The sequence below is a fragment of the Flavobacterium sp. WC2430 genome (genome assembly GCF_040822075.1).
In the GTDB taxonomy this organism is placed as follows: domain Bacteria; phylum Bacteroidota; class Bacteroidia; order Flavobacteriales; family Flavobacteriaceae; genus Flavobacterium.
In genome coordinates this window covers 2,185,553-2,212,477 of sequence record NZ_CP162007.1, presented here as the reverse complement: position 1 = coordinate 2,212,477, position 26,925 = coordinate 2,185,553, and the positions used below count along the sequence as shown (strand labels likewise).

At 33.2% G+C, this 26,925-nt stretch carries 28 protein-coding genes; 22 read left to right on the top strand and 6 right to left on the bottom strand.

Going from position 1 to position 26,925, the window contains the following annotated elements; translation table 11 throughout:
• Nucleotides 1-58 precede the first annotated feature (58 nt).
• A complete protein-coding gene (locus AB3G36_RS09700; RefSeq protein ID WP_367752183.1) occupies nt 59-1,759 on the top strand; it encodes an ATP-binding protein in 1,701 nt (566 codons plus the stop codon).
• On the opposite strand, the gene AB3G36_RS09695 is transcribed toward AB3G36_RS09700, so the two are convergent.
• The gene (locus AB3G36_RS09695) at nt 1,760-2,257 is read right to left on the bottom strand and encodes a metallophosphoesterase (RefSeq protein WP_367752181.1); all 498 of its coding nucleotides are present in this window, start codon (nt 2,255-2,257) and stop codon (nt 1,760-1,762) included.
• 157 nt (nt 2,258-2,414) lie between these two features.
• Here AB3G36_RS09695 and truA point away from each other — a divergent pair, with 157 nt between their 5' ends.
• From truA to AB3G36_RS09665, 6 genes are all read left to right on the top strand, one after another.
• Nucleotides 2,415-3,155: a tRNA pseudouridine(38-40) synthase TruA gene (truA, locus tag AB3G36_RS09690; RefSeq protein WP_367752179.1), complete on the top strand. Its 741-nt coding sequence runs from the start codon at nt 2,415-2,417 to the stop codon at nt 3,153-3,155.
• Between the two features lie 109 nt (nt 3,156-3,264).
• Nucleotides 3,265-5,019, top strand: coding sequence for an ABC transporter ATP-binding protein (locus tag AB3G36_RS09685; protein WP_367752177.1), 1,755 nt, complete (start codon nt 3,265-3,267; stop codon nt 5,017-5,019).
• 219 nt (nt 5,020-5,238) lie between these two features.
• A complete protein-coding gene (lpdA, locus tag AB3G36_RS09680) occupies nt 5,239-6,627 on the top strand; it encodes a dihydrolipoyl dehydrogenase (protein ID WP_367752175.1) in 1,389 nt (462 codons plus the stop codon).
• 391 nt (nt 6,628-7,018) lie between these two features.
• Nucleotides 7,019-8,188, top strand: a complete 1,170-nt coding sequence (locus tag AB3G36_RS09675) for a dipeptidase (RefSeq protein ID WP_367752173.1) — start codon at nt 7,019-7,021, stop codon at nt 8,186-8,188.
• Between the two features lie 51 nt (nt 8,189-8,239).
• Nucleotides 8,240-8,809, top strand: coding sequence for a hypothetical protein (locus AB3G36_RS09670; protein WP_367752171.1), 570 nt, complete (start codon nt 8,240-8,242; stop codon nt 8,807-8,809).
• A gap of 149 nt (nt 8,810-8,958) precedes the next feature.
• Nucleotides 8,959-9,219, top strand: coding sequence for a hypothetical protein (locus tag AB3G36_RS09665; protein ID WP_367752169.1), 261 nt, complete (start codon nt 8,959-8,961; stop codon nt 9,217-9,219).
• Between the two features lie 153 nt (nt 9,220-9,372).
• Here the strand turns inward: AB3G36_RS09665 and AB3G36_RS09660 are convergent, their stop codons facing one another.
• Both AB3G36_RS09660 and AB3G36_RS09655 read right to left on the bottom strand, forming a co-directional pair.
• Complete coding sequence (locus AB3G36_RS09660) at nt 9,373-10,413, bottom strand: RluA family pseudouridine synthase (protein WP_367752167.1); 1,041 nt, start codon at nt 10,411-10,413, stop codon at nt 9,373-9,375.
• Complete coding sequence (locus AB3G36_RS09655) at nt 10,403-11,020, bottom strand: PASTA domain-containing protein (RefSeq protein ID WP_367752165.1); 618 nt, start codon at nt 11,018-11,020, stop codon at nt 10,403-10,405. Before AB3G36_RS09655 ends, AB3G36_RS09660 begins: the two co-directional genes overlap by 11 nt.
• A gap of 228 nt (nt 11,021-11,248) precedes the next feature.
• On the opposite strand from AB3G36_RS09655, the gene AB3G36_RS09650 reads away from it, so the two are divergent.
• The 6 genes from AB3G36_RS09650 to eutC all read left to right on the top strand — a co-directional run bounded on the left by AB3G36_RS09650 (nt 11,249) and on the right by eutC (nt 17,084).
• Entirely contained in the window at nt 11,249-12,217 is a 969-nt protein-coding gene (locus AB3G36_RS09650; protein WP_367752163.1) for a D-alanine--D-alanine ligase, read from the top strand.
• Nucleotides 12,218-12,286: 69 nt separating this feature from the next.
• Nucleotides 12,287-12,745: a pantetheine-phosphate adenylyltransferase gene (coaD, locus tag AB3G36_RS09645; RefSeq protein ID WP_367752161.1), complete on the top strand. Its 459-nt coding sequence runs from the start codon at nt 12,287-12,289 to the stop codon at nt 12,743-12,745.
• 59 nt (nt 12,746-12,804) lie between these two features.
• Nucleotides 12,805-13,383 carry a PhnA domain-containing protein gene (locus AB3G36_RS09640; RefSeq protein ID WP_367752159.1) on the top strand — a complete coding sequence of 193 codons (579 nt, stop codon included), beginning with the start codon at nt 12,805-12,807 and terminating at the stop codon, nt 13,381-13,383.
• A 219-nt stretch (nt 13,384-13,602) separates the two neighbouring features.
• Nucleotides 13,603-14,907: an ethanolamine permease gene (gene eat / locus AB3G36_RS09635; protein WP_367752157.1), complete on the top strand. Its 1,305-nt coding sequence runs from the start codon at nt 13,603-13,605 to the stop codon at nt 14,905-14,907.
• Between the two features lie 44 nt (nt 14,908-14,951).
• Nucleotides 14,952-16,328, top strand: coding sequence for an ethanolamine ammonia-lyase subunit EutB (locus AB3G36_RS09630; RefSeq protein ID WP_367752155.1), 1,377 nt, complete (start codon nt 14,952-14,954; stop codon nt 16,326-16,328).
• A 15-nt stretch (nt 16,329-16,343) separates the two neighbouring features.
• Nucleotides 16,344-17,084, top strand: coding sequence for an ethanolamine ammonia-lyase subunit EutC (eutC, locus tag AB3G36_RS09625; RefSeq protein WP_367752153.1), 741 nt, complete (start codon nt 16,344-16,346; stop codon nt 17,082-17,084).
• 83 nt (nt 17,085-17,167) lie between these two features.
• On the opposite strand, the gene AB3G36_RS09620 is transcribed toward eutC, so the two are convergent.
• Nucleotides 17,168-18,514 carry a DEAD/DEAH box helicase gene (locus AB3G36_RS09620; RefSeq protein WP_367752151.1) on the bottom strand — a complete coding sequence of 449 codons (1,347 nt, stop codon included), beginning with the start codon at nt 18,512-18,514 and terminating at the stop codon, nt 17,168-17,170.
• Nucleotides 18,515-18,703: 189 nt separating this feature from the next.
• Nucleotides 18,704-19,318 (bottom strand): NUDIX hydrolase, encoded by a 615-nt coding sequence (locus tag AB3G36_RS09615; RefSeq protein WP_367752149.1) that lies wholly within the window; start codon nt 19,316-19,318, stop codon nt 18,704-18,706.
• A gap of 7 nt (nt 19,319-19,325) precedes the next feature.
• Here AB3G36_RS09615 and pyrE point away from each other — a divergent pair, with 7 nt between their 5' ends.
• Nucleotides 19,326-19,976 (top strand): orotate phosphoribosyltransferase, encoded by a 651-nt coding sequence (gene pyrE / locus AB3G36_RS09610; protein WP_367752147.1) that lies wholly within the window; start codon nt 19,326-19,328, stop codon nt 19,974-19,976.
• Nucleotides 19,977-19,987: 11 nt separating this feature from the next.
• Nucleotides 19,988-20,380, top strand: coding sequence for an SRPBCC family protein (locus tag AB3G36_RS09605; RefSeq protein ID WP_367752145.1), 393 nt, complete (start codon nt 19,988-19,990; stop codon nt 20,378-20,380).
• A 126-nt stretch (nt 20,381-20,506) separates the two neighbouring features.
• Here AB3G36_RS09605 and AB3G36_RS09600 read toward each other — a convergent pair whose 3' ends face one another.
• Nucleotides 20,507-21,235 carry a biotin--[acetyl-CoA-carboxylase] ligase gene (locus AB3G36_RS09600; RefSeq protein ID WP_367752143.1) on the bottom strand — a complete coding sequence of 243 codons (729 nt, stop codon included), beginning with the start codon at nt 21,233-21,235 and terminating at the stop codon, nt 20,507-20,509.
• 95 nt (nt 21,236-21,330) lie between these two features.
• Here AB3G36_RS09600 and rsfS point away from each other — a divergent pair, with 95 nt between their 5' ends.
• From rsfS to AB3G36_RS09565, 7 genes are all read left to right on the top strand, one after another.
• Nucleotides 21,331-21,702: a ribosome silencing factor gene (rsfS, locus tag AB3G36_RS09595; RefSeq protein ID WP_187016767.1), complete on the top strand. Its 372-nt coding sequence runs from the start codon at nt 21,331-21,333 to the stop codon at nt 21,700-21,702.
• 15 nt (nt 21,703-21,717) lie between these two features.
• Nucleotides 21,718-23,643, top strand: coding sequence for an ATP-dependent zinc metalloprotease FtsH (gene ftsH, locus AB3G36_RS09590; protein WP_367752140.1), 1,926 nt, complete (start codon nt 21,718-21,720; stop codon nt 23,641-23,643).
• A gap of 117 nt (nt 23,644-23,760) precedes the next feature.
• Complete coding sequence (locus tag AB3G36_RS09585) at nt 23,761-24,363, top strand: lactate utilization protein B/C (RefSeq protein ID WP_367752138.1); 603 nt, start codon at nt 23,761-23,763, stop codon at nt 24,361-24,363.
• Nucleotide 24,364: 1 nt separating this feature from the next.
• Complete coding sequence (locus AB3G36_RS09580; protein WP_367752136.1) at nt 24,365-25,210, top strand: phosphatidate cytidylyltransferase; 846 nt, start codon at nt 24,365-24,367, stop codon at nt 25,208-25,210.
• Nucleotides 25,200-25,853 carry a phosphatidylserine decarboxylase family protein gene (locus tag AB3G36_RS09575; RefSeq protein ID WP_367752134.1) on the top strand — a complete coding sequence of 218 codons (654 nt, stop codon included), beginning with the start codon at nt 25,200-25,202 and terminating at the stop codon, nt 25,851-25,853. The genes AB3G36_RS09580 and AB3G36_RS09575 overlap by 11 nt, the downstream gene beginning before the upstream one ends.
• Complete coding sequence (locus tag AB3G36_RS09570) at nt 25,853-26,122, top strand: acyl-CoA-binding protein (RefSeq protein WP_367752132.1); 270 nt, start codon at nt 25,853-25,855, stop codon at nt 26,120-26,122. Before AB3G36_RS09575 ends, AB3G36_RS09570 begins: the two co-directional genes overlap by 1 nt.
• A gap of 7 nt (nt 26,123-26,129) precedes the next feature.
• Nucleotides 26,130-26,906, top strand: a complete 777-nt coding sequence (locus AB3G36_RS09565) for a superoxide dismutase (RefSeq protein WP_367752130.1) — start codon at nt 26,130-26,132, stop codon at nt 26,904-26,906.
• The last annotated feature ends 19 nt before the right edge of the window (nt 26,907-26,925 follow it).

The window sequence follows — 26,925 nt, the reverse complement described above, 5'->3', positions numbered from 1 at the left end:
GAACAGCTTCTCTATCTTTATTTAAACACTATGCTATATTAATCGACACAACTTATTTATGTTTCAAAACAGATTTATTTTATTGTTTTTACTATTGCAAACTTCTTTCAGTACAATTGTATTTTCTCAAGAGACATTTCCTTCCAAAAATGAAATTACAAAAATGACCAAAGAAGCAACTTCTTTGATGAAAAATGAAAAATATGAAAAATCATTAATCAAATCAAGGATTGCTTTAAAATATGCAATTGCCATCAAAGATGACAATCTAATTGCTACTTGCTACAATACTATTGCAGCAAATTTTGATGAACTAGCTGAATTTGAAAAAGCCTTTTTTTATTATCAAAAAGGAATTTTATATGCTAATAGAACCAATAACAATCAGCTCAAGAATTGGTTGAATAATAATCTTGGTAACATTTATTGTTTTGATAAAAAAGAGTATCAAAAAGGAATTTCTTATTATAAGAAATCTCTTGAGTATAGTACCAGAATAAAAGATTCAGCTGAAATTGTTTTTACAAAACTAAACATAACATGGGCTTATTTTGATATTGGGAATTTTTCCGAAGGCCTACCCTATTTAAATTTCATTAATAAATACCATCCTAAATATGGTGATAAATCTTTATCAGGAGTTCTAAACATGCTTAATGGTATGTATTACAATTCTATAAATGATACTCAAAAAGCAGATTATTTTTTTAAAAAAGCAATCCAATTTGAAACATTAGAAAATGAAAAATCAGATTTATCTTTCGCTTATCAAGAATATTCCAGGTTTTTATTGAAAAATGGGGATTATAAAAAAGCTTATGAAAATTTAGATCTTTATAATACAATTACGGCTGAAATCAACAATCAAGAAAAGTTAAAAAAAGTAAATGTAGCTGGAATAAATCTCCAAATAGATGAATACAAAAGAGAAATTGACAATATTGAAACTAAATATAAAACTAAGCAACAAATCCTATTAGAGAAACAATCTAAAAATAAACGAATTAGTATTATAATCATTTCAATACTACTTTTAATTCTTATTCTTTTTTACTTTTTCTTCCAAAATAATAAATTAAAAGAAAAAAATAAGCTGAAAGACATCCAAAGTAAAATTCAGCAAAACATTATCAATGCCTCCATTAGCGGTCAAGAAATAGAGCGAAAAAAAATAGCTGCATTTTTACATGACAATATTAGTGCCCTGCTTTCTTCTGCAGGATTACATTTGAGTGTTTTTAGTAGCATCAATAAAATTGAGTCGGAAGAAATTATTAAAACAAAAAAAATATTGAATGAGGCTCATGATAAAGTACGTGACCTTTCGCATCAACTGCTGCCCTCTTTATTGGCTCGTTTTGGATTGTTTTATGCACTTAATGATTTATGTGAAAAGAATTCAAATTCAAGTATTAGTTTTGAATACGCTAGTACAATGGAGACTACAACACGTTACAATGGAGATTTTGAAATGAAAATGTATTTTATAATTATGGAGTTATTGAATAATATTATAAAACATAGTAAAGCTAAAAATGCTTTTGTAAGCATTGATGAAAGAGATAATTCATTGTTCATTCATGTAAGAGATAATGGAAAAGGTTTTAACACTGCTGGTGAGTATAAAGAAATTGAAGGGTTTGGGCTTAACCAAATTAAAGCACGAGTAAATAATATTGATGGAGAAATAACTATCCAATCGAAAATAAAATCGGGTACATCAATCCATATTAATGTTCCTATTACTTACAAGGTATAGTTACACCCTTTTTTCTATTTCTATAATTTCTAAGTCTTTTATTTTATCTCCTTCAATTACAAATCGCAGCATAGTTCGCACTTGATGAAAACCACTTTTTCCACAAGCTCCTGGATTCATATGTAAAAGATTATTCTTCTTGTCAAACATTACTTTTAGAATATGAGAATGCCCACAAATAAATAATTTTGGAGGGTTTGCTACTATTTCCGCTTTAATATTGGGATTGTATTTACCTGGATAACCACCAATATGTGTAATCCACACGTCAACTCCTTCACACATAAAACGATTATGAAGTGGGAATTCTAAACGGGCTTTGTCATCATCAATATTACCATAAACAGCTCGCAATGGTTTGAGTTTTTTTAAAGTATCTGTTACCATCAAATCACCAATATCTCCTGCATGCCAAACTTCATCGGCTTGAGCGACATATTTTAAAATTGTATCGTCTATATAGCTGTGTGTATCAGATAAGAGCAGTATTTTTTTCATTCAGAATGAACTTTTCAATAATTAGTAGCTCCAAAGGTACTGTGTTTCTTCAAAAAAAATAAAATAAATACTTACAATCAGAACTTGCATATTTAACCTTTTCTCAACATAAAAACTTTGTATCTTTGCTTCTTTGAAACTTTGCGACCACATTAAATTGAGATATTTTATAAAATTAGCGTATAACGGAACTCTTTATCATGGCTGGCAATACCAACCAAATGCCTCCTCTGTTCAGGAAACGTTAAACAAAGCATTTTCGGTATTACTTAATTCAGACATCAATCTAATGGGCGCCGGTCGAACAGATACAGGCGTTCATGCTAAAGTGATGTATGCCCATTTTGATTTTGAGACTTCGTTTGATATCGCTAAATTGATTCACAAACTCAACTCTTACTTGCCCAAAGACATTGTTGTTTATGATATTATTTCAGTTCACCAAGAAGCGCATGTTCGATTTGATGCGACAAAAAGAACCTATGAATATCATATCAACACGTTTAAAGACGCCTTTTTGCAAGAACAAAGTTGGTACTTTCATCAAAAATTAGATCTTAATTTAATGAATGAAGCCGCAAAATTGCTATTCAAGCATACTGATTTTCAATGTTTCTCTAAGGTCAATACAGATGTAAATACGTTTGATTGTACGATTTACAAAGCAGATTGGAAAGTGGAAAACAACAAACTAATTTTTACAATATCGGCCAATAGGTTTTTAAGAAATATGGTGCGTTCTATTGTAGGAACGCTTGTTAATATCGGGTTACATAAAATAACGCTGGATGATTTTAATACTATCATTGAAAGCAAGAACAGAGACAAAGCTGGGTTTTCGGTACCGGCCCACGGATTGTATTTAACCGAAATAGATTACGATTACATAACTAAATAGCCCTGATTGAAGTGGAAATCATTTTTATTTTTTTCTTTAAAAAATAAAAATATTGAAGCGAAAAGCAGGAATTAGCTCCAAATAACTGAACTAAATTCAGGTAAAAAAAATGAAAGCAAAAGCATTCGACACTCGATTATTTAAAAGAATATTACAATATACTAAACCGTATCAATGGCGCTTTAATGGCGTTATTGCCTTTGCGGTTTCTTTATCTATTTTTGCGGCTTTGCGTCCTTATTTATTGAAGCAAACAGTGGATGATTACATTCAAACTGAAGATGCTAAGGGGCTTTTGTTTTACATCACTTTGATGGGAATCGTTCTTTTATGTGAGGTTTTTTCACAGTTTTATTTTGTTTTTTGGGCCAACTGGCTAGGGCAAGACATTGTGAAAGACATTCGTACTAAACTCTTTAAACACATCTTGAGTTTTAGAATGAAATATTTTGATTTGGTGCCCGTAGGACAACTAGTTACGCGTTCCGTTTCGGATATCGAATCTATTGCACGTATTTTTAGTCAGGGACTGTTTATGATTATCAGTGACTTGATGAAAATGTTTGTGGTCCTTATTTTCATGTTCTATATGAACTGGAAATTAACATGGATTGTAATTGTTGCCATGCCAATTTTGGTTTTTATAACCCGAATCTTTCAACGTAAAATGCAGGTCGCTTTCGAAGAAGTGCGCGCTCAAATTGCCAATATGAACTCATTTGTTCAGGAACGGGTAACAGGAATGAAAATTGTTCAATTGTTTAATCGAGAAGAAATTGAAGCAGAAAAATTCAAAGAAATCAATGATAAACATAAAAAAGCTTGGATAAAAACCATTTTATACAACTCCATATTCTTCCCTATTGCTGATATCATTTCATCTCTAACATTAGGATTTATAGTACTTTACGGTGGTATTAAAATATTGAATGGGGATCATTTCACGACTTTTGGAGATTTGTTTTCCTATACCATGTTTATTGGAATGTTATTTAATCCCTTGCGTCAAATTGCAGATAAATTCAACGAGATGCAATTGGGAATGATTGCTGCGAATCGTGTTTTTGAAATTATTGATACCCAAGATCAAATTCAGGATACTGGACTAATTGAAGCTCCAGTATTTTTAGGAAACATTGAATTCAAAGCGGTGCACTTTAGTTACATCGCCGATGAAGAAGTCATAAAAGGAATCGATTTAGAAGTAAAAGCAGGTGAAACTATAGCGATTGTAGGATCGACCGGCGCGGGAAAATCGACAATCATTAATTTATTGAATCGCTTTTATGAAATTAATAGTGGAACCATTTTTATTGATGATACTAATATTGAGAATTATACACTTGGTTCTTTAAGAAAACAAATTGCAGTCGTTTTACAAGATGTTTTTCTTTTTGCTGATACTATTTATAATAATATTACCTTAAATAACCCTGACATCACTAGAGAAGATGTTTTGGCTGCAGCCCAAGAAATTGGCGTTCATGAATTCATTATGAGTTTACCTGATAATTATGATTTTGATGTAAAAGAACGCGGGGTAATGCTATCTTCTGGTCAACGCCAATTGATTGCTTTTTTGAGAGCTTATGTAAGTAATCCAAGTATACTTATTCTAGACGAAGCCACATCCTCTATTGATACGTATTCCGAAGAATTGATTCAACGTGCTACAGAAACAATTACCTTAGGTAGAACTTCGATTGTAATTGCGCACAGACTGGCTACTATTGTCAATGCCGATAAAATTGTGGTGATGGACAAAGGCTTAATTGTAGAACAAGGAACCCATCAAGAATTAATCAATCGTGAAAGTGGGTATTATAAGAATTTATATGATTCCCAATTTTCTGTAGCTAACTAGTAAAAACTAAATTGTAATTAGACAATCTTAATACTTACCTACAAATTTTATTTACTAACAACTTAAATAATTTAAGAGGATCTTTTGATGCCAATTAAGTATTCACTTATTATTTTCATGATTCCTAACAAATCTTTAAATAATTGAATCTTTAAATTTTTCCAAAACAGAATAAATCCTTAAATTCGCCAAATCAATTAATTTAGAAAACTTATAAAAATGAAATACGATATCATAGTTTTAGGAAGTGGTCCGGGTGGATATGTTACTGCCATTAGAGCATCGCAATTAGGGTTTAAAGTTGCCGTAATTGAAAAAGAAAGCTTAGGTGGTGTATGTTTGAATTGGGGATGTATCCCAACGAAAGCATTACTAAAATCAGCTCAGGTTTTTGATTATCTAAAACATGCTTCCGATTATGGATTGACTGTTTCTTCATTCGATAAGGATTTTCCTGCTGTTATTCAACGTAGCCGTGGGGTTGCACAAGGAATGAGCAAAGGGGTTACTTTCTTAATGAAAAAAAATAAAATTGACGTTATTAATGGTTTTGGAAAAATAAAACCAGGTAAAAAAGTCGATGTGACCGATAAAGATGGTAAAACAACTGAATATAGTGCAGACCATATTATTGTTGCAACGGGTGCACGTTCACGTGAGTTACCTAACTTACCTCAAGATGGAGAAAAAGTAATTGGTTACCGCCAAGCAATGAGTTTACCAAGCCAACCTAAAAAAATGATTATCGTTGGTTCAGGTGCAATTGGAGTAGAATTTGCTCACTTCTACAACTCAATGGGAACTGAAGTTACTATTGTAGAATTTATGCCAAACGTAGTACCAGTTGAAGACGAAGATATTTCTAAACAAATGGAAAAATCTTTGAAAAAATCTGGAATTACAGTAATGACTAACTCATCAGTAGAACGCATTGACACTACTGGAGCTGGAGTGAAAGCATTTGTAAAAACAGCAAAAGGAGAAGTAGTTCTTGAAGCTGATATTTTACTTTCGGCTGTTGGAATCAAAACAAATATTGAAAACATTGGTCTAGAAGAAGTAGGAATTGCTACTGATAGAGACAAAATAATAGTGGATGCTTACAACCAAACAAATATCCCAGGATATTACGCTATAGGGGATGTAACTCCAGGACAAGCTTTGGCACATGTTGCTTCTGCAGAAGGAATCAACTGTGTTGAAAAAATTGCTGGATTACATGTAGAGCCAATCGATTACGGAAACGTACCTGGTTGTACGTATGCTACTCCAGAAATCGCTTCTGTTGGTTTGACAGAAAAACAAGCTAAAGAAAAAGGATACGAATTGAAAATTGGTAAATTTCCATTTTCAGCTTCTGGAAAAGCACAAGCCTCAGGAAATTCTGATGGATTTGTAAAAGTAATCTTTGATGCCAAATACGGTGAATGGTTAGGTTGTCACATGATTGGCGCTGGTGTTACGGATATGATTGCTGAAGCAGTTGTAGCGCGTAAACTAGAAACTACAGGGCACGAAATCCTAAAATCGATCCATCCTCACCCAACAATGAGTGAAGCAGTTATGGAAGCAGTTGCTGATGCTTACGGTGAAGTAATTCACTTGTAAATTGTAAGTTGAGACTGTATTAAAATACGATTATAATAAATACACAATCCGATTTGCGTAAGCAAGTCGGATTTTTTTTTTTATGGCGTACCCCTACTTCCACTCCGCTGCAGTAGCGTCAGGCTATTCGCTACAATCTCCCAAAAAGGGAGGATTTCCGCTGCTATCCTTTACGCAGCCTAGTTTATAAAAGAGCGGTAAATTAAAACTAGGACAACCCCGCTACAAGCCATCAATATTATTTTGACGCACTAAAAACCAATAAACTACGCTCCATTATTCCAAATAAAACAGTACTTTAGTTCACTAACAACCTCTATTTTACGAATCGTTTTTATTTCGGTATTCTCAATTTCAATTAAGTGAACCAACATCAAACCAAAGCTGTACTATGAAAATAAAATTAGTATTACTTAGTATTCTAATAACGAGTCAAACCTTCGCTCAATCCTACAAAAAAATACATCAGGAAGCCATTGTGGTCGATACTCATAATGACATCCTCATGAAAGCTGCCGATATAGGAATTGTTTTTGACCAAGATCTAAAAGGAAAAACACACAGCGACCTAGACCGATGGAAAAAAGGAGGGCTAGATGTTCAATTTTTTTCTGTGTTTTGTGAGGGCGATTTAAAAAATCCCTTTGCTTATGCCAATAGAGAAATGGACAGTCTAGATGCTGTAATAGCCCGTAATCCAAACAAAATTGTAAAAGTGAGTAATTATGTAAAACTCCTAAAAACCGTACATCAAAATAAAATTGCGGCACTATTTGGTGTCGAGGGGGGACATATGATAGAAAACGACCTTAATAAATTAGACAGTCTTTACAATCGTGGGGCACGCTACCTTACCTTAACACATAACGTAGCTCCCACATGGGCTACAAGCGCTATGGAGGAAGTTACCACTCCTAACTTGACTCACAAAGGACTCACTGATTTTGGAATACAAGTAGTGCAACACATGAACCAAATAGGAATGATTGTAGATGTAAGCCACTCCGGCGACCAAACTTTTTGGGATGTAATGAAAACCACAACTAAACCTATCATTGCTTCTCATAGTTCCGTATATAGTCTTGTCCCACACCGTCGCAATTTAAAAGACGACCAAATAAAAGCCATCGCAAAAAATGGTGGTGTCATCCAAATAAATTTTAATCCCGGATTTATTGATCCCACTTTTGATGCTAAAGAACTTGCTTTCCTTCAAAAACATGCCGTTGAAAACGACTCCCTCATGAAAACAGGAATGATAGATTTTTATGCACAAGATTACCTTTATAACAAATATCATGAGGAAGCTCAGGCAATGCGACCACCACTATCTAATGTAATTCAACATATCGAGTATATCATTAATTTAGTGGGTGTTGATTATGTAGGATTGGGCTCCGACTTTGATGGAATTAATTTAACACCACAACAGCTGGACGATGTAACAACTTATCCATTAATTACAAAAGCACTGGTTGAAAAAGGATATAGTAAAAAAGATATAATTAAAATTCTTGGTGGTAATATATTAAGGGTATTAAAAGCAAACGAATCCAAATAATTACTTGAACGAAAACACCATAAATATTAATTAAAATGATCAAAATATAAAATGAAATCAATACTCAAAAAACACATTTTACTGTTTCTTTTTTACCCATTAATTACCATAGGCCAAGTAATTCCCTCAACAGATACTACTATTTATAAAAGTCGGAAAGGAATTTTTGAAATAAAATACAATAATAATCATTGGCTAAAAAGTGATTTGACTTCAAAATGGGATGCAGAATTTCACGACACTTATAACTTACTTAACGCCTATTTTATTGAATATGATTATTTTGTACCTGAAAAAAACATCAAAAAAACACTAAAATCACAATATGCAGAATTTGGCAAAATTAAGAACCTTAAAATATATGATAAGATGATTCATGATATGAAAGTTAAATATTTTACATGTACTTTAGATTTTAATAATTATACCTACATTTTTCAAGGTTTTTTATATAATGGAAAAGCAGGAACAATGCAAATCCAGTTTGGAGCACAACAAGAAGCCATTAAACAATATCAAGTTTATATCGATGAGTTTTGCAGTGGAATAACTCAAATAAAAGGCATGAAAATAACTAATAATAATAATAATAATAATAATAATAATAATAATAACCTGTAACCCAATTCTTTCAAATATCACTAAAAGTGGGTATTGTGATTGTAGTTCAAAAGGCAGAATTTTACATCTAATTTAATTGACTCATAAGGTTTATAATTCAACTACGCTTTTAGTAGTTGCCCTTTACGAAAATAACAAAACAGACAACAATGAAAAGTGAATGGATTGCCAATTATGAAAATGAAGAAATAAAAATCACTAATAACTGGTTTACGGGTGAAAAACTTTTCATTAATAATGAACTACAGGATGAACAATTAAATTTTATTACTCCTAGTACAATGACCGGAATTTTAACTACTAAAAAAGGAGAAAAATTTCCAGTGAAAACAAATCTTTCTGGCTTTTTTAAAGTTCGTTGCCACTTATTTGTAGACAACAAGAAAATAGCATTAAAACAAACAAAATAGTTTTAGATATAAAAAAGTAGTGGAACAATCCAAAAACCATTTTTAACCAAAAATCCCTTTTGAAAAAGTCAAAAGGGATTTTTATTATTTATCTAGATTTTCAAATCCTCAAAGCGAAGCAACTTTAAACCTTAAACTTCAAACCTCGAAACTCTACTCCTCTTCCTCCGTTAAATGTGATTTCGAATATCCTCTCCATTTTTCAATACAATCTTGAAAATCTTGTGGTAATTCAGTATCAAAACGCATCAATTCTTTAGTGGTTGGATGCACAAAACCAAGTGTTTTAGCATGCAATGCTTGCCTTGGCAATGCTTTAAAGCAATTGTCTATAAAATGCTTATATTTTGTAAACGTAGTTCCTTTTAAAATCAAATGACCACCATAACGTTCGTCATTAAATAAAGGATGTCCTATATGTTTTAAATGGGCACGAATCTGGTGTGTACGCCCCGTTTCTAATTGGCATGAAATCAAAGTCACATAACCAAAACGTTCCAAAACTTTATAATGAGTAATCGCTGGTTTCCCAATCTCTGGATCAGCAAAAACAGCCATTTGCATGCGGTCTTTCAAGTGACGTGCTAAGTTTCCTTCAATCGTTCCGCTTTCCTCCGCTACATTCCCCCAAACTAACGCTATATACTCTCTTTCAGAAGTTTTAGCCTCAAATTGTTTGGCTAAATGGGTCATTGCCGCTTCCGTTTTGGCAATTACAAGTAAGCCTGAAGTATCTTTATCAATACGATGTACTAATCCTGGTCGCTCACTGCTATTCATTGGCAAATTATCAAAATGATAGGCCAAGGCATGCACTAATGTTCCTGTATAGTTTCCATGTCCAGGGTGAACCACCATTCCTGGTTCTTTATTTATTAACAACAAAGCATCATCCTCATAAACAATGTTTAACGGAATATTCTCTGCGATAATATGGTTTTCGTAGGGTGGATGCGTCAACATCACACGAACTACATCAAAAGCTTTTACTTTATAATTTGACTTCACAGTCGCATCATTCACAAAAATATTCCCTTCAGTAGCTGCAATTTGTAATTTATTTCGGGTTGCATTTTGAATCAATCCCATTAAATATTTATCAATTCGTATAGGTGTTATTCCTTTTGGAACTTCAAATTTAAAATGTTCGTATAATTCTTCTTCTAAGTCAATCGACTCTACATTATTGTTCATTAGGCATTTCTTGTGTTGGATTAGCAATGCTATCCGTTCTTATATCTTCTTCATAACTCGCTTTTCCATCTCCTAAAACTAGATCAATTTTAGACGATTTCAATACTTTATCTCCCGCTTTGATATTTCTACCTTTATAACGCATTTCTAATACCATGTCTTTTCCAAGATTTGGTATATAAGTAATTGTCCCTTCTTCAAGACCTAACGCTTTTAGCGTAGGTACTGCTTCACGGTATGTTTTTTCAATTAAATCAGGCACTTTCACTGATGAAAATCCCGATGAATTAATTTTAATATACACCTTTCTACCCTCTTTCACTTTCGCTCCTGGCAACGGATCTTGCTGTACCACACTGTATTTAGGATAGTCACTTCTATAATCCACACTGTCAAGCAAAACGTAATCTAAGTCTAAATCATCTAGTTTTTCCTCCACTTGCTCTTCTGTTAGTTTACTTAAATTAGGAACAGCAATCTCATTTCCATGATTAGTAGTAAAAGTCAACCAATGCATAAAAAGATATCCCAAAACGGCAATTATCAAAACCGCGATAAATACTTGTAGAAAAAACACTCGGCTGGTAAGGTATTTACGTAAACTCATAAATTATTTTTTATATGGGCAAAGATATAGCTATTTCGTTTCAAAAAAAATGATAATTTTGTTTAAGCAAAAAATACCCTTGTATATTTGGAGCTATTTCCCGCTATACGCTTGTATCTTTTCTTTTTTAAAGAAAAAAAGAAAAGGATACCGCTGCTATCGGGGCTAGAAAATAAAACGATTCGAACTACAAAACACAATTTGTGTTCCAACATTAAACAATATAAAATGAAAAATATTGCCATTATCATGGGCGGCTATTCCAGCGAATACAAAATTTCACTAATAAGCGGAAACGTAGTATACCAATTTTTGGACAAAACAAAATACAATGGATTTCGAATTCACATTTTTAAAGAAAAATGGGTCTATGTTGATGATAATGACACCGAATTCCCAATTGATAAAAATGATTTTTCTATAACTCTTAACGGAAATAAAATCACATTTGACTGTGTCTTCAACGCCATTCATGGTACTCCAGGTGAAGACGGACTCATGCAAGCTTATTTTGAATTGCTAGATATACCACATACTTCATGTGATTATTACCAAGCCGCTTTAACATTCAATAAAAGAGATCTTTTATCGGTGTTAAAACCATACGGAATAAAAAGTGCTATTTCCTATTACTTAAACAAAGGAGAACATATTGATACGGCAGCAATTGTAAGTAAAGTAGGTTTACCCTGTTTTGTAAAACCAAACAAAGCAGGTTCTAGCTTTGGCATTTCTAAAGTAAAAACGGAAGCCGAATTGCCAATTGCCATCGAAGTCGCTTACAAAGAAGACAACGAAATCATCATCGAAAGTTTCCTAAACGGAACCGAAGTTTCTGTAGGGGTAATCAATTACCAAGGAAAAACAACCGTTTTACCCATCACTGAAATCGTATCCGAAAATGACTTCTTCGACTACGAAGCCAAATATTTAGGAAAATCACAAGAAATAACGCCTGCAAGAATCTCTGACGAAATGACCCAAAAAGTGGAAGACATCGCTAAACGTGCTTATGAAATACTACGTATGAAAGGATTTTCTCGTTCTGAGTTTATTATCGTAAACAATGAGCCTTATATGCTAGAAATGAATACCATTCCTGGTTTAACTACTGAAAGTTTGATTCCACAACAAGCCGAAGCTGCCGGAATTTCACTAACTGAGTTATTTACTAATGCAATCGAGTTATCTTTATAAAGTCTTATATAAAACTATTGCAGATTTCAACTTGAAACTTGAAACCTCAAACTAGAAACTCTGAAACAAATGAGAAAAGCCATATTTCCAGGATCTTTTGATCCCATTACACTAGGACATGAAGATATCATCAATAGAGCCCTTCCTTTATTTGATGAAATTGTCATTGCCATAGGGGTCAATGCCGAAAAAAAATACATGTTCTCTCTTGAAGAAAGAAAACACTTTATTGAAGAAACTTTTAAAAATGAACCAAAAGTTAGTGTTATTACTTACGAAGGCTTAACAATCGATTTGTGTCATAGAATAAAAGCCGACTTTATCTTACGTGGATTGCGCAATCCTGCCGATTTTGAGTTTGAAAAAGCAATTGCACATACTAACAGACATTTGTCCAAAATAGAAACGGTTTTCTTGCTGACTGCAGCTAGAACCTCCTATATCAGTTCTAGTATCGTTAGGGATGTTATCCGAAACGGCGGAGAATACCAAAAATTAGTTCCAAAAGCAGTGCGCGTTAAAAAATAATAAACTTGCAGAAAGTATAGAATAGCTGTATTTTCGCCGAATCAAAATAAAAGCCAACAATGAGTATCGAAAGAGAATTAAGCAAACGCAGTGGATCACAATGCGAATTATGTGCCGCAACAGAAAACCTAAAGGTATACGAGGTTTTACCCACTAAAAAAGGAGGAATAGACGAAGCTATAATGGCGTGTAGTAGCTGTATCGACCAAATTGAAAACCCAGGCCATGAAGACCTAAACCATTGGAGATATTTAAATGATAGCATGTGGAGCGAGCATACCGCTGTACAGGTAGTTTCATGGAGAATGTTGAGCCGTTTGCGTGCTGCAGGATGGCCACAAGAATTAATCGACCAAATGTATTTTGACGAGGACACCCTTGCTTGGGCTCAAGCAACGGGGGAAGGTGAAGATGATGAAAATAAAATAATACACCGCGATAGCAACGGCGTAATCCTAGAACATGGAGACTCGGTTGTTTTGATAAAAGACCTTAAAGTGAAAGGTTCTAGTATGGTCGCTAAGCAAGGAACTGCGGTTCGAAACATTCGTTTAGACCACGAAAACGCTGAATATATTGAAGGAAAAGTAGATGGTCAAACTATCGTGATTATTACACAATATGTAAAGAAAACATAGTTTACCAAATTGGATTTATACTAAAAACGTCTTGACTTTTCAAGACGTTTTTTTGTTTTAATATCAAATCAATTATTATATCACCATTCAAAAGTTAAAAAATAAAATATTCACCAATTAGACAAAAATAACACAACAATAATCCAATAAAGTACATTTATTTAAAATAATATTTATAGTTTTAACTTTTTAACTACAAATAATTCAAATTCTAAATTTATGAGTGCACATCTAAAAAAGACACTTTCTCCTCTATTGCTTTGGGGACTTGGAGTAGGTTATGTGATTTCAGGAATGTATTTTGGGTGGAATTTAGGATTAGAAAAAGGAGGCACCCTAGGGATGGGGATTGCTACTTTTATCATCATTATCATGTATGTTTGTTTTAGTTTTTCGTATTGTGAATTATCCTGTGCGATTCCTAAAGCAGGTGGTGGTTTTGATTATGCGAACAGAGCCTTTGGCAAAGACATTGGTTTTATTACAGGACTGGCACAAATTATAGAATTTGTATTTGCTCCGCCAGCCATCGCGATTGCAATTGGCGCGTACTTGAATCTCTCTTTTCCTCAAATCCCTATTTTACCAGCGGCAATTGGAGCTTATTTATTATTTACGGCCCTCAATATTTTTGGGGTAAAAATAGCCGCAACATTCGAATTGTTTATTACGATCTTAGCTGTTGTCGAGTTGCTATTGTTTTTCGGGGTAACTATTCCGCATTTCTCTTCAGAAAAACTAACGCTTAATGCAAGTACAAATGGTTGGGAAGGAATTTTTGCGGCCATCCCATTTGCAATTTGGTTTTTCCTTGGTATCGAAGGCGTCGCTAATGTTGCCGAAGAAACCATAAATCCACAAAAAGACATTACAAAAGGTTTTGGAAGCGCCATACTTACACTCGTTATATTGTGTATCATGGTTTTCGTAGCAACCATTGGTGTAGGTGGTTGGGAAAAAGTGGTGTATAAAGCAGACGGTAGTTTATCCGATTCTCCTTTGCCAATGGCAATGGGAATGGCAGTTTCTACTGATAGTATGATGTATCATTTATTAATAGGTGTGGGACTTTTTGGTTTAATTGCCTCTTTCCACGGACTCATTCTTGCGGGAGGAAGAGCTACAATGGAATTTGGAAAAATAGATTTTGCACCAAAATTCCTAGGTAAAGTACATCCTAAATTTTTAACTCCCGCCAATGCACTTATTGTAAATACAGGTTTAGGAATTGCCACCTTATTTACCAATAAAACAGGCGAAATAATAACTATAGCTGTTTTTGGAGCGCTTACCTTATACATACTTTCTATGATGTCGCTACTGCAATTAAGAAAATCAGAGCCCAATTTAGAACGTCCTTTTGTTGTACCTTTATATCCTATTCTCCCTATTACAGCACTATTAATTGGATTGTTTTCGTTGATAGCCATGAGTTATTACAATCCCATTTTGGCATTATGGTATTTTGGAGCGATCGTTTTGGGCTTTGCATTGTTCAAAATTTTCTATAAAGGAGAAAAATAATTTGCACTATTTCCAACATCAATAAGTACAAGCACGAATAAAAAATGTATAAACATACTGTCAACAATACTGTTTTTGTTTTCGGTTCTTTAGCTGAATTAATGGCCAAAGCAACTCCCCTGCGCTCTGGTGATCAACTGGCTGGAATCGCAGCACAATCCTACCAAGAACGAGTGGCAGCCCAAATGGCATTGGCTGAGTTACCCATAAGTGAGTTCTTGAACAAGCCATTAATTCCGTACGAAATTGATGAAGTGACCCGCTTGATTATTGACACTCACGATCAAGAAGCTTTTAAAAACATATCACATCTTACAGTAGGTGATTTTCGCAATTATTTACTCGATAATAAAATACAAAAACAAGAATTAACTGCTTTACAAAAAGCCATAACTCCTGAAATAGCTGCTGCCGTTTCAAAGATTATGAGCCTCCAAGATTTGATATTGGTGAGTTCAAAATGTGAGGTAATTACAAAATTTAGAAGTACTGTAGGACTCAAAGGACATCTATCCACTCGCCTTCAACCCAATCACCCAACAGATGATGTCAAAGGAATCTTAGCCTCAGTTATTGATGGCTTATTTTATGGAAATGGCGATGCACTCATAGGAATTAATCCTGCATTTGATAATATCACCACACAAATTAATTTGTTAAAAATGCTGGACGATATGCGAATGCAATATCAAATTCCGACGCAAATGTGTATTTTAAGTCATATTACCAATACCATAATGGCAATAGAACAAGGTGCTCCCGTAGATTTAGTTTTTCAATCTATAGGTGGAACCGAAAAAACAAATGCCAGTTTCGGAATCAATTTAGGGTTATTAAAAGAAGGATATGAAGCCGCACAATCATTATCCCGTGGAACTATTGGTAAAAATGTAATGTATTTTGAAACAGGACAAGGCAGTTCCCTTTCTTCGAATTCCAATTATGGTATTGACCAACAAACACTCGAAGCGCGCTCTTATGCTGTGGCGCGTGCCTTTGATCCTTTTTTAGTAAATTCAGTGGTAGGTTTTATTGGACCCGAATATTTATATGATGGTAAACAAATTATTAGAGCAGGTCTAGAAGATCATTTTTGTGCTAAAATAATGGGATTACCTATGGGTTGCGATATTTGTTATACCAATCATGCCGAGGCTGATCAAGACGATATGGATGTTTTACTAACGCTATTGGGAACCGCAGGTTGCAATTTTATTATGGGAATCCCAGGCTCTGATGATATCATGCTCAATTATCAAAGTACGTCGTTTCATGATGCTTTGTATATACGAAAATTACTGGGCTTAAAACCTGCACCCGAATTTGAAGAATGGCTTATCAATATGGGAATTATGAATAGTAAAAATGAACTCTTACATGCTCAAAATCAAAATAAATTATTAGAATTAATCAAAAGGTAATCCTAATTTAAAAATATGGAATTAGACAACTGGCACCAATTAAAAGAATTCACCAATGCAAGAATTGCACTAGGTAGAGCTGGAAATGCGCTACCTACCAATGAAGTGTTACAATTAAGAATGGCACATGCCCTTGCAAAAGATGCGATAAGTACCGAAATAGATGTGCTAAATATAAAAGCTGACGCAAAAAACATAGGATTAACAACGATTTTTGCACAAAGTCAAATAGCAAATACCAGCGAATACCTTAGAAATCCAAATAAAGGACGATTACTCCATGATCAAAGCAGTAGGCAACTAGACTATTATCCCGAAAAGAAAGCTGATTTATGCATCATTATCGCTGATGGCCTTTCGGCAGAAGCCGTTAATCTTCATGCGATGAAGCTAATTGAATTGTTGATTCTGAAATTAAAAATAAAAAACCTTGCCCCCATAGTTATTGTAAAATATGGCCGAGTGGCTATTTCGGATGAAATAGGTGAATTATTAGATGCTAAAATTGCTTTGATATTAATTGGCGAAAGACCTGGTTTAAGTTCGCCTACAAGTATGGGTGCTTATATCACTTGGAATCCCAAAAAAGGAAATACTGATGAAAAAAGAAATTGTGTATCCAACATTCAGCCTGATGGACTATCTTATGAGTTTGCGGCTCAAAAATTAGCCTATTTATTAGAACAAATGATTCGCAGACAAATTTCAGGAGTCGCCTTGAAAGATGATTTTACTGATTATTACCTAGAGGAATAATTACAAAAAAAGAAAACTACAACTTTAAACGCCTTTAAACGCTTCAAGTTGTAGTTTTAAATATAGTTGGATTTAAAAAAAATCTATTCCTCTTCTTTCTTAATTACTTTTCTAGCGACTTCAATTTTAAACTTTTTACCTTTCATTTTTTCCTCCTTAATGTTGTGCAATAAATCTTTTACTTTATTAAATTTCACTGCTGCAAAAGAAATGAAATCTTTTACTTCAATTAGTCCTAAATCTCCTTTTTCCAGTTTTCCTTTTTGAGAAAAGAAACCAACAATATCAATTTTGTTTAGTTTGTTCTTCTTTCCTCCACTGATATAAATAGTTTGAAATTGTGGCGGTTTAGGTAAAGTAGTGGCATTATCAATAGGAAAAACGTTCATTCCATAATCGATATAATCCATTTTTTTCTCACTTTCATGCGCAACAACATATGCAGTTCCTGAAGCTGTCATACGAGCTGTACGACCGTTTCTATGCGTAAATTCATCTTCCTTAGATGGCAGGTGATAATGAATAACATGATTCATTTCAGGAATATCTAATCCACGTGCTGCTAAATCCGTTGTGATTAAATAACTAACACTACCATTACGAAATTGAATTAAGGCACGCTCCCGCTCGTCCTGATCCATTCCTCCGTGATAATACGTTGCGTAAATCCCTTTTTCGTTTAAAGTATCACTAATGCGCTCTGCTGCATCACGATGATTACAAAACACAATAGCCGACTCCGATTTTAAAGAACAAATCAGGTTAAATAAACTTCCTATTTTGTCTTTCTCTTTAGAAACAACCAATCGCATCGAAAGATTGGTCTCTACCTCATGTTCCGGAATAAAATCAAGAATAGTAGGATTAACTACTCTAGTGTATTTTGGAATTTCAATATCAGAAGTAGCAGAAACTAGAACGCGCTTGTTAAGTTTGGTCAATTTCCCAATGATAAATGACATTTGCTCATGGAATCCCAACTGCAATGATTTGTCAAATTCATCTAGAATTAGTGTTTGAATTTTATCTACACGAAAAGTTCCTCTATCAATATGGTCTGCAATACGTCCTGGCGTTCCTATTAAAACTGCAGGTGGATTACTTAAGTTCTTGATTTCAGTATCTATGGAATGTCCTCCGTAACATACATTCACTTTATAATCAGTTCCCATTTTTTTCCAAACTTGCTCAATTTGCAAACCTAATTCTCTCGAAGGAACTAGTATTAAACATTGAACTGATAGAATTTCTGGTTGCAACATTTCTAAAATAGGCAATAAAAAAGCTAATGTTTTTCCAGAACCTGTTGGTGATAATAACAACACATTATTATCGTTTAAAATAGCATCTTGAGCCACTTCCTGCATTTCATTTAAGCTCTCGATGCCTAAATTCAATAGTATATTGTTAGAATGGTGTTTCTTGTTCATTTTTATAATTTGCGCAAAGGTAGTTAAAATTGACCGAACACTAAAAATGGTGCGACTAAACACGTTTTTTTTGCATAAAGGATAGAAGCTGGCTACCGAAGTAGCGCGCATAGCCTGACAGCATTAAAAAAAGAGGCCAATCACCGTAATGTTGATTAGCCTCTTTTTTTTAATGGTGATATGTCCAAATCACAATGAATTAGGGTGAATACTTTTTTCTTGTTCAAACAATAATTTAATGTTCTCATAAGAATTTTTTAATGCGTTAGGTATCTCTTCTGGGCTAAACCAAGCCACTTTTTCGATTCCTTCCTCCAATTGGCCCTGCGGAATACCTTCAAAATCGGACTGCATTTCGAACCAATGAGTGATTTTTAGCTTATAAACACCATTGCGTTTAAAGACGTGATAGGTCTTTTGAAGTTTGTGTGTAACCCTCAATAAATTCACACCGGTCTCTTCTTCGACTTCACGCATGGCAGTTTGTTCCATATCCTCTCCTTTTTCAGTTCCGCCTTTGGGTAAATCCCATTTTCCGTTCCTAAAAATGAAGAGCACCTCCCCTTTTTTATTGTAAACTAATCCTCCACCTGCTTTATTTACAGGGATTTTTGTTTTCAAAGTCTTCATAATCTCCTTTTCATCAGGATGATATAGGTAGGCTTTTTGAATTTTATTTTGAAAAATTTTGACTATAAGTTGTTTTATATCAATGCTTTCAAGAAGAAATAATTGAAAATCTGTCTCTTTTGAGATTTTATTTGTCAAAAAAAGTGGTTTGTCGTTAACAAAAACTTTATACATTTGTATTATGATTTTTAATAAAGATACTGCCGAAAAAACAGCCGAATTGCTTTTACAAATAAATGCAATTAAATTGAATCCAGGAAATCCTTTTACATGGGCTTCTGGATGGAAATCACCTATTTATTGTGATAACAGGCTAATACTCTCATTTCCAACCATAAGAAATTATGTTAGAGATGAATTTTCTAAACATATTGAAAAACAATTTGGCAAGCCAGATGTTATTGCCGGTGTAGCCACTGGAGCAATAGGAATTGGTATGCTGGTTGCTGAAAGTATGGGACTTCCGTTCGTATATGTGCGTCCAGAAGCCAAGAAACATGGTCGCCAGAACCAAGTGGAAGGTTTTTTACAAAAAGGGCAAAATGTAGTTGTGGTCGAGGATTTGATCAGTACAGGTAACAGCAGTTTGAATGCTGTTGAAGCTTTGCGTGCTGCTGGTGCGAATATTAAAGGGATGGCAGCCATTTTCACCTATGGGTTTGATGTTGCTGAACAAAACTTTAAAGACGCCAAACTAGATTTATACACGTTGAGTAATTACCAAAACTTACTTAATTTAGCTGTTACAAAAAGTTATATCACTGAAAAAGAAGAAAAAACATTGAGAGAATGGAGTTCTATTCCATCTACTTGGGATGTGGAAAAAAAATAAAAAATAAAAAAATGAACTTAGAAAGTCCAAAAGTTACAGTAGGGAAATCGGCACAAGAATTATTTGATTTATTGACTGATGTGAAAAGTTTCGAAAAGTTAATGCCTGAAAACATTGCTAAATTTGAAGTTATTGGAGAAGATGCTTTTATTTTTGGATTAAAAGGGATGCCTGAAATCAAACTTAAAATGAAAGAAAAAGTAGCACCAAACAAAGTAGTTTTAGGTGCTGCAAGTGATAAACTTCCTTTTACACTTACAGCTAATATTGATACTGTTTCTGACAGTTCAAGTGCAGTAAAATTGGATTTTGAAGGTGATTTTAACCCCATGATGGCTATGATGATAAAAGGACCTATTGGTAAATTTATTGAAACACTTGCAAACAATATGGGCAAGTTATAAATTAAGATTTTTTATAAAAAAGACACCCTTTTAGTGAAAACTAAAAGGGTGTCTTTTTTTAACATACTCACTATCGCTTTTCAAAAAAATAAATAATAAGTTTTAAAACCGTAGCGTTTCCATAACTCAATAAAGCATTTGAATTTCTTTAAGACTAAATTCTGAAATACTATCGTCTTCTAGCAGAACTTGTAGATTACCCGCATTTGAAACGCCTTGAATAATTCCCATAAAGTTTTGATTAGAACTGTCTTTAAAAGGCATTGGTATTCCTTTTTTGAAAAGTAAATTGACATATTCATCGCACATAGAATCAGAATCATTTTTTAGCTTGTCTATATTTTGCTTTATTTTGTCAATTATAGAATAAAGAACTTTTTCTTTATCAAATGAACTATCACAAATTTTAGCAATTGAAGACGCTTTGGGTAAGTTATCAAAATTTGTTTGATTGATATTGAGTCCTAAACCTACAATAGAACTCAAAGTCCCGTCACTTTTAATGCTATTTTCAATCAAAAGACCGCCAATTTTGAAATTATATGACATAATGTCGTTTGGCCATTTAATGCTTAAATTAGGAATATTAAATGTTTCCAAACTTTGAATAACTGCTAATGCTATCGCAATATTAAGGTTATAAATCTGATTAACATCGGATAAAGAATCTTTAATAAAAACACTCATTATTAGATTCTTACCCGCTTCAGAGGACCAGACTGACCCCATTTGCCCTTTACCTTTAGTTTGATTTTCAGCCGTTACAACTGTAAAGTTTTCCAGTTTTTGTTTACTTGACAACCCTTTTAGAAACTCATTAGTTGAATCTATGGCATCGAGTTTGATTAGTTTCATTAGTTATTATTTGTGGGAGAGAATTTAATATTATGTTAAGGTTCAAAAATAATCACAAAAAATGGTAACTTTACAAACTTATATAAAAATTTTTCATGGCAAAAAAGACAATAAACAATGATGATTTATTAGCAAACATCATTAAAGGAATCGAAGAAGTAAAAGGAAATGATATAGATATTCTCGACTTAAGAGAAATTGATACCGCAGTTTGTGATTATTTTGTTGTTTGCAACGGGAATTCAAACACACAAGTTAACGCTATCGTTAACTCTATTCAAAAAACAGTTTCAAAAGAATTAAAAGATAAACCTTGGCATGTTGAAGGTTCAGACAATGCTGAATGGGTTCTTATGGATTATGTTAACATTGTAGTTCATGTTTTTCAAAAACAAATTAGAGAATATTACAATATTGAAAGTTTGTGGGGAGATGCAAAAATTACTACAATAGCAAACAAATACTAAAGAAAGACACTTAAAATGGCAAAAGATAATAATCCAAACCCTAATAAATTTAAAGTAAGTCCATGGTTAGTTTATACTGCCATACTTCTTATTTTCTTATTTATCAGTTTTATAACTGGTAGTTCTAATTTTCAAGAACCTGCACCATTAACTCCACCTAATTTTGATGTTATATTAGAAAAAGGCCAAGTTCAAAAGGTAATAGTTTCAAATAAAACAGAAGCAGAAGTGTATTTAACTGCAGATGCTTTAAAATTGAAAGAACATGAAAAAGTAGCTAAAGACATGCTGGGTAATGTCAGCAAAGGTCCTCAATATACTTTTGAGATAGGTAACGATCAAATATTCCAATCCAAATTAGAAAAAGCCATTGCTGAAGGAAAATTAAAAGATTTTAAATTTGCTCAAAAAAGCAACTGGACCGATATCCTTATCAGCTTGCTTCCAATTATTATCATTATTGGAGTTTGGATTTTCATTATGAGAAAAATGTCTGGTGGAGCCGGTGGTGGAGGTGGACAAATTTTCAACATTGGAAAATCAAAAGCAAAACTTTTTGATGAAAAAACAGATGTAAAAACAACATTCAAAGATGTTGCAGGACTTGAAGGAGCTAAAGAAGAAATACAAGAAATTGTAGAATTCTTAAAGAACCCCGAAAAATACACCAATCTAGGTGGTAAAATTCCCAAAGGTGCTTTGCTTGTAGGGCCTCCTGGAACAGGTAAAACATTATTAGCAAAAGCCGTAGCTGGTGAAGCACAAGTTCCCTTTTTCTCTTTATCAGGATCTGATTTTGTTGAAATGTTTGTAGGTGTTGGAGCATCACGAGTACGTGATTTATTTAAACAAGCCAAAGAAAAATCACCTGCTATCATTTTCATTGATGAAATAGATGCTGTAGGTAGAGCAAGAGGAAAAAGTAATATGTCAGGTGGAAATGACGAAAGAGAAAACACACTGAATCAATTGCTAACTGAAATGGACGGTTTTGGAACCAATTCAAATGTAATTGTTTTAGCGGCTACGAATAGAGCAGATGTTCTAGACAAAGCCTTAATGCGTGCTGGTCGTTTTGATAGACAAATATTTGTTGACTTACCCGATATTCGTGAACGTGCGGAAATTTTTAAAGTACACCTTGCTCCTTTGAAAAAAGTAGAAGGGCTAGATTTAGACTTTTTAGCAAAACAAACTCCAGGATTTTCTGGTGCTGATATTGCCAATGTATGTAACGAAGCTGCATTAATTGCTGCACGTTATAATAAAACGGCAGTTGACAAACAAGATTTCTTAGATGCAGTAGATAGAATTGTTGGTGGATTAGAAAAGAAAAATAAAATTGTTACACCTGAAGAAAAGAAAGCTATTGCTATTCACGAAGCAGGACACGCGACGGTAAGTTGGATGCTAGAACATGCGGCTCCACTTATTAAGGTAACAATAGTTCCTAGAGGACAAAGTTTGGGTGCGGCTTGGTATTTACCAGAAGAGCGTTTAATTGTTCGCCCAGACCAAATGTTAGACGAAATGTGTGCAACAATGGGAGGAAGAGCTGCTGAAAGAGTAACATTTGATCGAATTTCAACTGGAGCATTAAGTGATTTAGAAAAAGTAACCAAACAAGCTCGTGCGATGGTTACCATTTATGGACTAAATGATAAAATAGGAAATGTTACCTATTATGATTCAACTGGCCAAAGTGAATATAATTTCTCTAAACCATACTCTGAAGAAACAGCTAAAATAATTGACACTGAAATTTCATTATTAATTGAAAGCCAATACCAAAGAGCAATAAAAATTCTAGAAGAGAACAAAGACAAACTAAATCAACTAGCAGATATACTTATTGAAAAAGAAGTAATCTTCAAAGATGATCTAGAAGCTATTTTCGGAAAAAGAACTTTTGACAAAAATCTTGAGGAAGTAGTTTCATAACATAAATTACCCAAAAATTTAATTATTTTTAAAATCTTAATTCAAAACCCGCTTTTGAATTAAGATTTTTTTATCTTTGGACGTTTTCAAATAACATATAAAGTACCTTAACAAAATATGAGTCTTTTTAGAAAAATTTTTGGTTCTAGTATTTCGGCTTCAGAAGAGGAAAAAGAGAAAGAAAATAACAGCTCTTTTTCTGACAGCAGTATGTCAATAGACGAACAGTTTATATTCAATTTTAAAAAAAATGGAGGTAAATTTTTATACTGTGAGAATTCTGAAGAAGTAAAAGAACAGTTCGAGAATATTTTAGAAGAGAATGACTGGTATGAAAGTGAAGTATTGTGTTACGACTCTTCCCTTTTCAACATTTTGCAAGAAAACAAACTTACTTATGAAAAGGCAGCTAATCCAAAATTCCTTTTTTCTACTTGCGAAAATTTAATTGCCGAAGAAGGATCAATATTATTCTCTTCAAAGCAAATAAAACAGCATAAACCAAACGAACTACCAACAAACATTATAGTTTTTGCAACTACAAGTCAGATTCTTGGAGTGAAAAGCGATGGACTTAGCGCAATAAAGAAGAAGTACGAAAGAGATTATCCAACAAATATTACCGCAATTAAATATTTTGAAAAAGCCAAAGAAGAAGACTTTACTCAATATGGCAGTTCGGCAAAAAACCTTTATTTGTTGCTATTAGAAGATCTTTAAGATGAATGAAACCTTAAAGAGAGCAATATCTGGTGCTGTTTATATTATTTTATTAATATTCTGCATTTTATATTCTACCGAAAGTTTTTTTATCCTCTTTGGGATATTTCTCCTCATCGCTACATTGGAATTCTGTAATTTAGTTCAAATTCAAAAAATATTTCCATTTTTATTTGCTACCCTTTCGTATTTGTTATTTTACAAAATAACCTTTGCTACTGATGGACTATTCTATACCTTACGATTCAGTAAAACATTTGATCTGGCCGTTTTATTTGCAACTCTTTTTGTGTTTATGAAATGTATTCATTTTCTATTTGATAATAAAACACTTAAAATTGATTCCTTTTCAAAATATGTATATCTAATAGGATACATCATACTTCCTTTCGTCATTATTACAAAAATTCCTTTTGGTAAAGATGGATACAATCCTAAAATTCTTATTAGTATCTTTATATTGATATGGACAAATGATACTTTTGCTTATATCGTTGGGAAATCAATTGGTAGAACTAAATTATTTGAAAGAATATCGCCTAAGAAAACTATTGAAGGTTTTTTTGGAGGAGTTGTATTTGCTATTATTGTGAGTTACTTAATTGCTAAATATTACATACAAATAGCTGAAGGTAAAATTTACATTTGGCTTATCATAGCCACGATAGTTGGTACTTTTGGAACTATTGGTGATTTAATCGAATCAAAATTTAAACGTATTGCTGGAGTAAAAGACAGCGGAAAAATAATGCCTGGCCACGGAGGTGTACTAGATCGTCTAGATAGTGTTATATTTGTAGCACCAATTATATTTTTATTTTATCAAATTTTAAATTATGTTTCATAAAGAAGGAACCAAAACCATTTTATTAGCAATTATTTTCACAGCAACTGTGCTATTACTATCTGATAAATTCATCGACATCAACTGGATTAAAATGGTAATTCAGTTAAGTGCATTTTTAATTTTGATTATTATATTACAGTTTTTTAGAAATCCAAAAAGAACGGTGATTATAAATGAAAATCAAATACTGGCACCTGTAGATGGGAAAGTAGTTGTTATTGAAGAAGTTTATGAAGGGGAGTATTTTAAAGATAAGCGCTTACAAATTTCTATTTTCATGTCACCAATTAATGTACATGTTACCCGTTATGGATTAAGCGGAATTGTGAAATTTAGTAAATACCATCCTGGTAAGTTTTTAGTTGCTTGGCATCCTAAAGCAAGTGAAGAAAATGAAAGAACAACTATAGTTGTAGAAAACGAAACTTTTGGCGCTATTTTATATCGTCAAATTGCAGGAGCTTTAGCAAGACGAATTGTAAACTATGCTGAAGAAGGAATGCAAGTCGTTCAAGGAACAGACGCAGGATTCATTAAATTTGGATCAAGAGTAGACATTTTTTTACCTTTAGGCACACCTATCAACGTAGTGCTTAATCAAAAAGCTATTGGAGGAAAAACCGTTATTGCAACAAAAGGATAATGATTGAAAAAGATTTAGATACTAGGTTCCAGGAAGCAGTTCAATCCGCTTCCGAAATGACTCAAGCATCTTTACCACAAGATGTGCAGCTACGCCTTTATGCCTTTTACAAACAAGCTACTTTTGGCACATTAGAACCAAGACAAACGTCTACCTATCATTTAAGGGATGCATTTAAGACTAATGCTTGGATGCAAATAAGTCATCTTTCTTCAACTGAGGCAAAAGAACAGTATATCGAAATCATCAATTCCCTATTGAAAAAATAATGCACTAATGAAAAAATATTATTTTATAATAACAAACCTGCTGCTAATTTCACTTTTAATTTCATGTAAAAATAAAAAGCTTACTGAAGTTGTCGAAGTACCATTACCCACAGCACAAGAAAAGGTCACTATTGGATTTCCTGAGGATGTAAAAGCAGCACCTGGTTCATTCCAACTAGAAAAATTACCTTATCCATATGATGCATTAGCACCAACTGTTTCCCCATTAACATTAGAAACGCACTATTCTAAACATTATTTGACGTATACCAATAATCTAAACAAACTGATTGCTGGAACTGAATATGAGAATCAATCCATTGAGAATATTTTATCTAAATTAGACATAAACAATGCCGATTTAAGAAATAATGCTGGAGGGTATTACAATCATAGTCTATATTGGAAATCTATGGCTCCTGATACTGGCGGAAAACCAACAGACACAATAGCTTCATTAATTAATAGAGATTTTGGTTCGTATGAAAACTTTGTTGCTAGTTTTAAAGCTGAAGCAACAAATCAATTTGGATCAGCTTGGACTTGGTTAATTGTAGACAAGTATGGAAAATTAAAAGTGACCAGTACGCAAAATCAAGATAATCCATTAATGAGAAATGCAGTAATTCCAGGAACTCCTATATTAGCATTAGATTTATGGGAACATGCCTATTATCTAGGCTATCAATACCGAAGAAGAAACTATATTGATTCGTTTTTTAATGTCATTAATTGGAAAAAAATAAACGAAAACTACGAAGCTTCTCAAAGGAAAAGATACTAAAATAGCTACCTAAAAATAA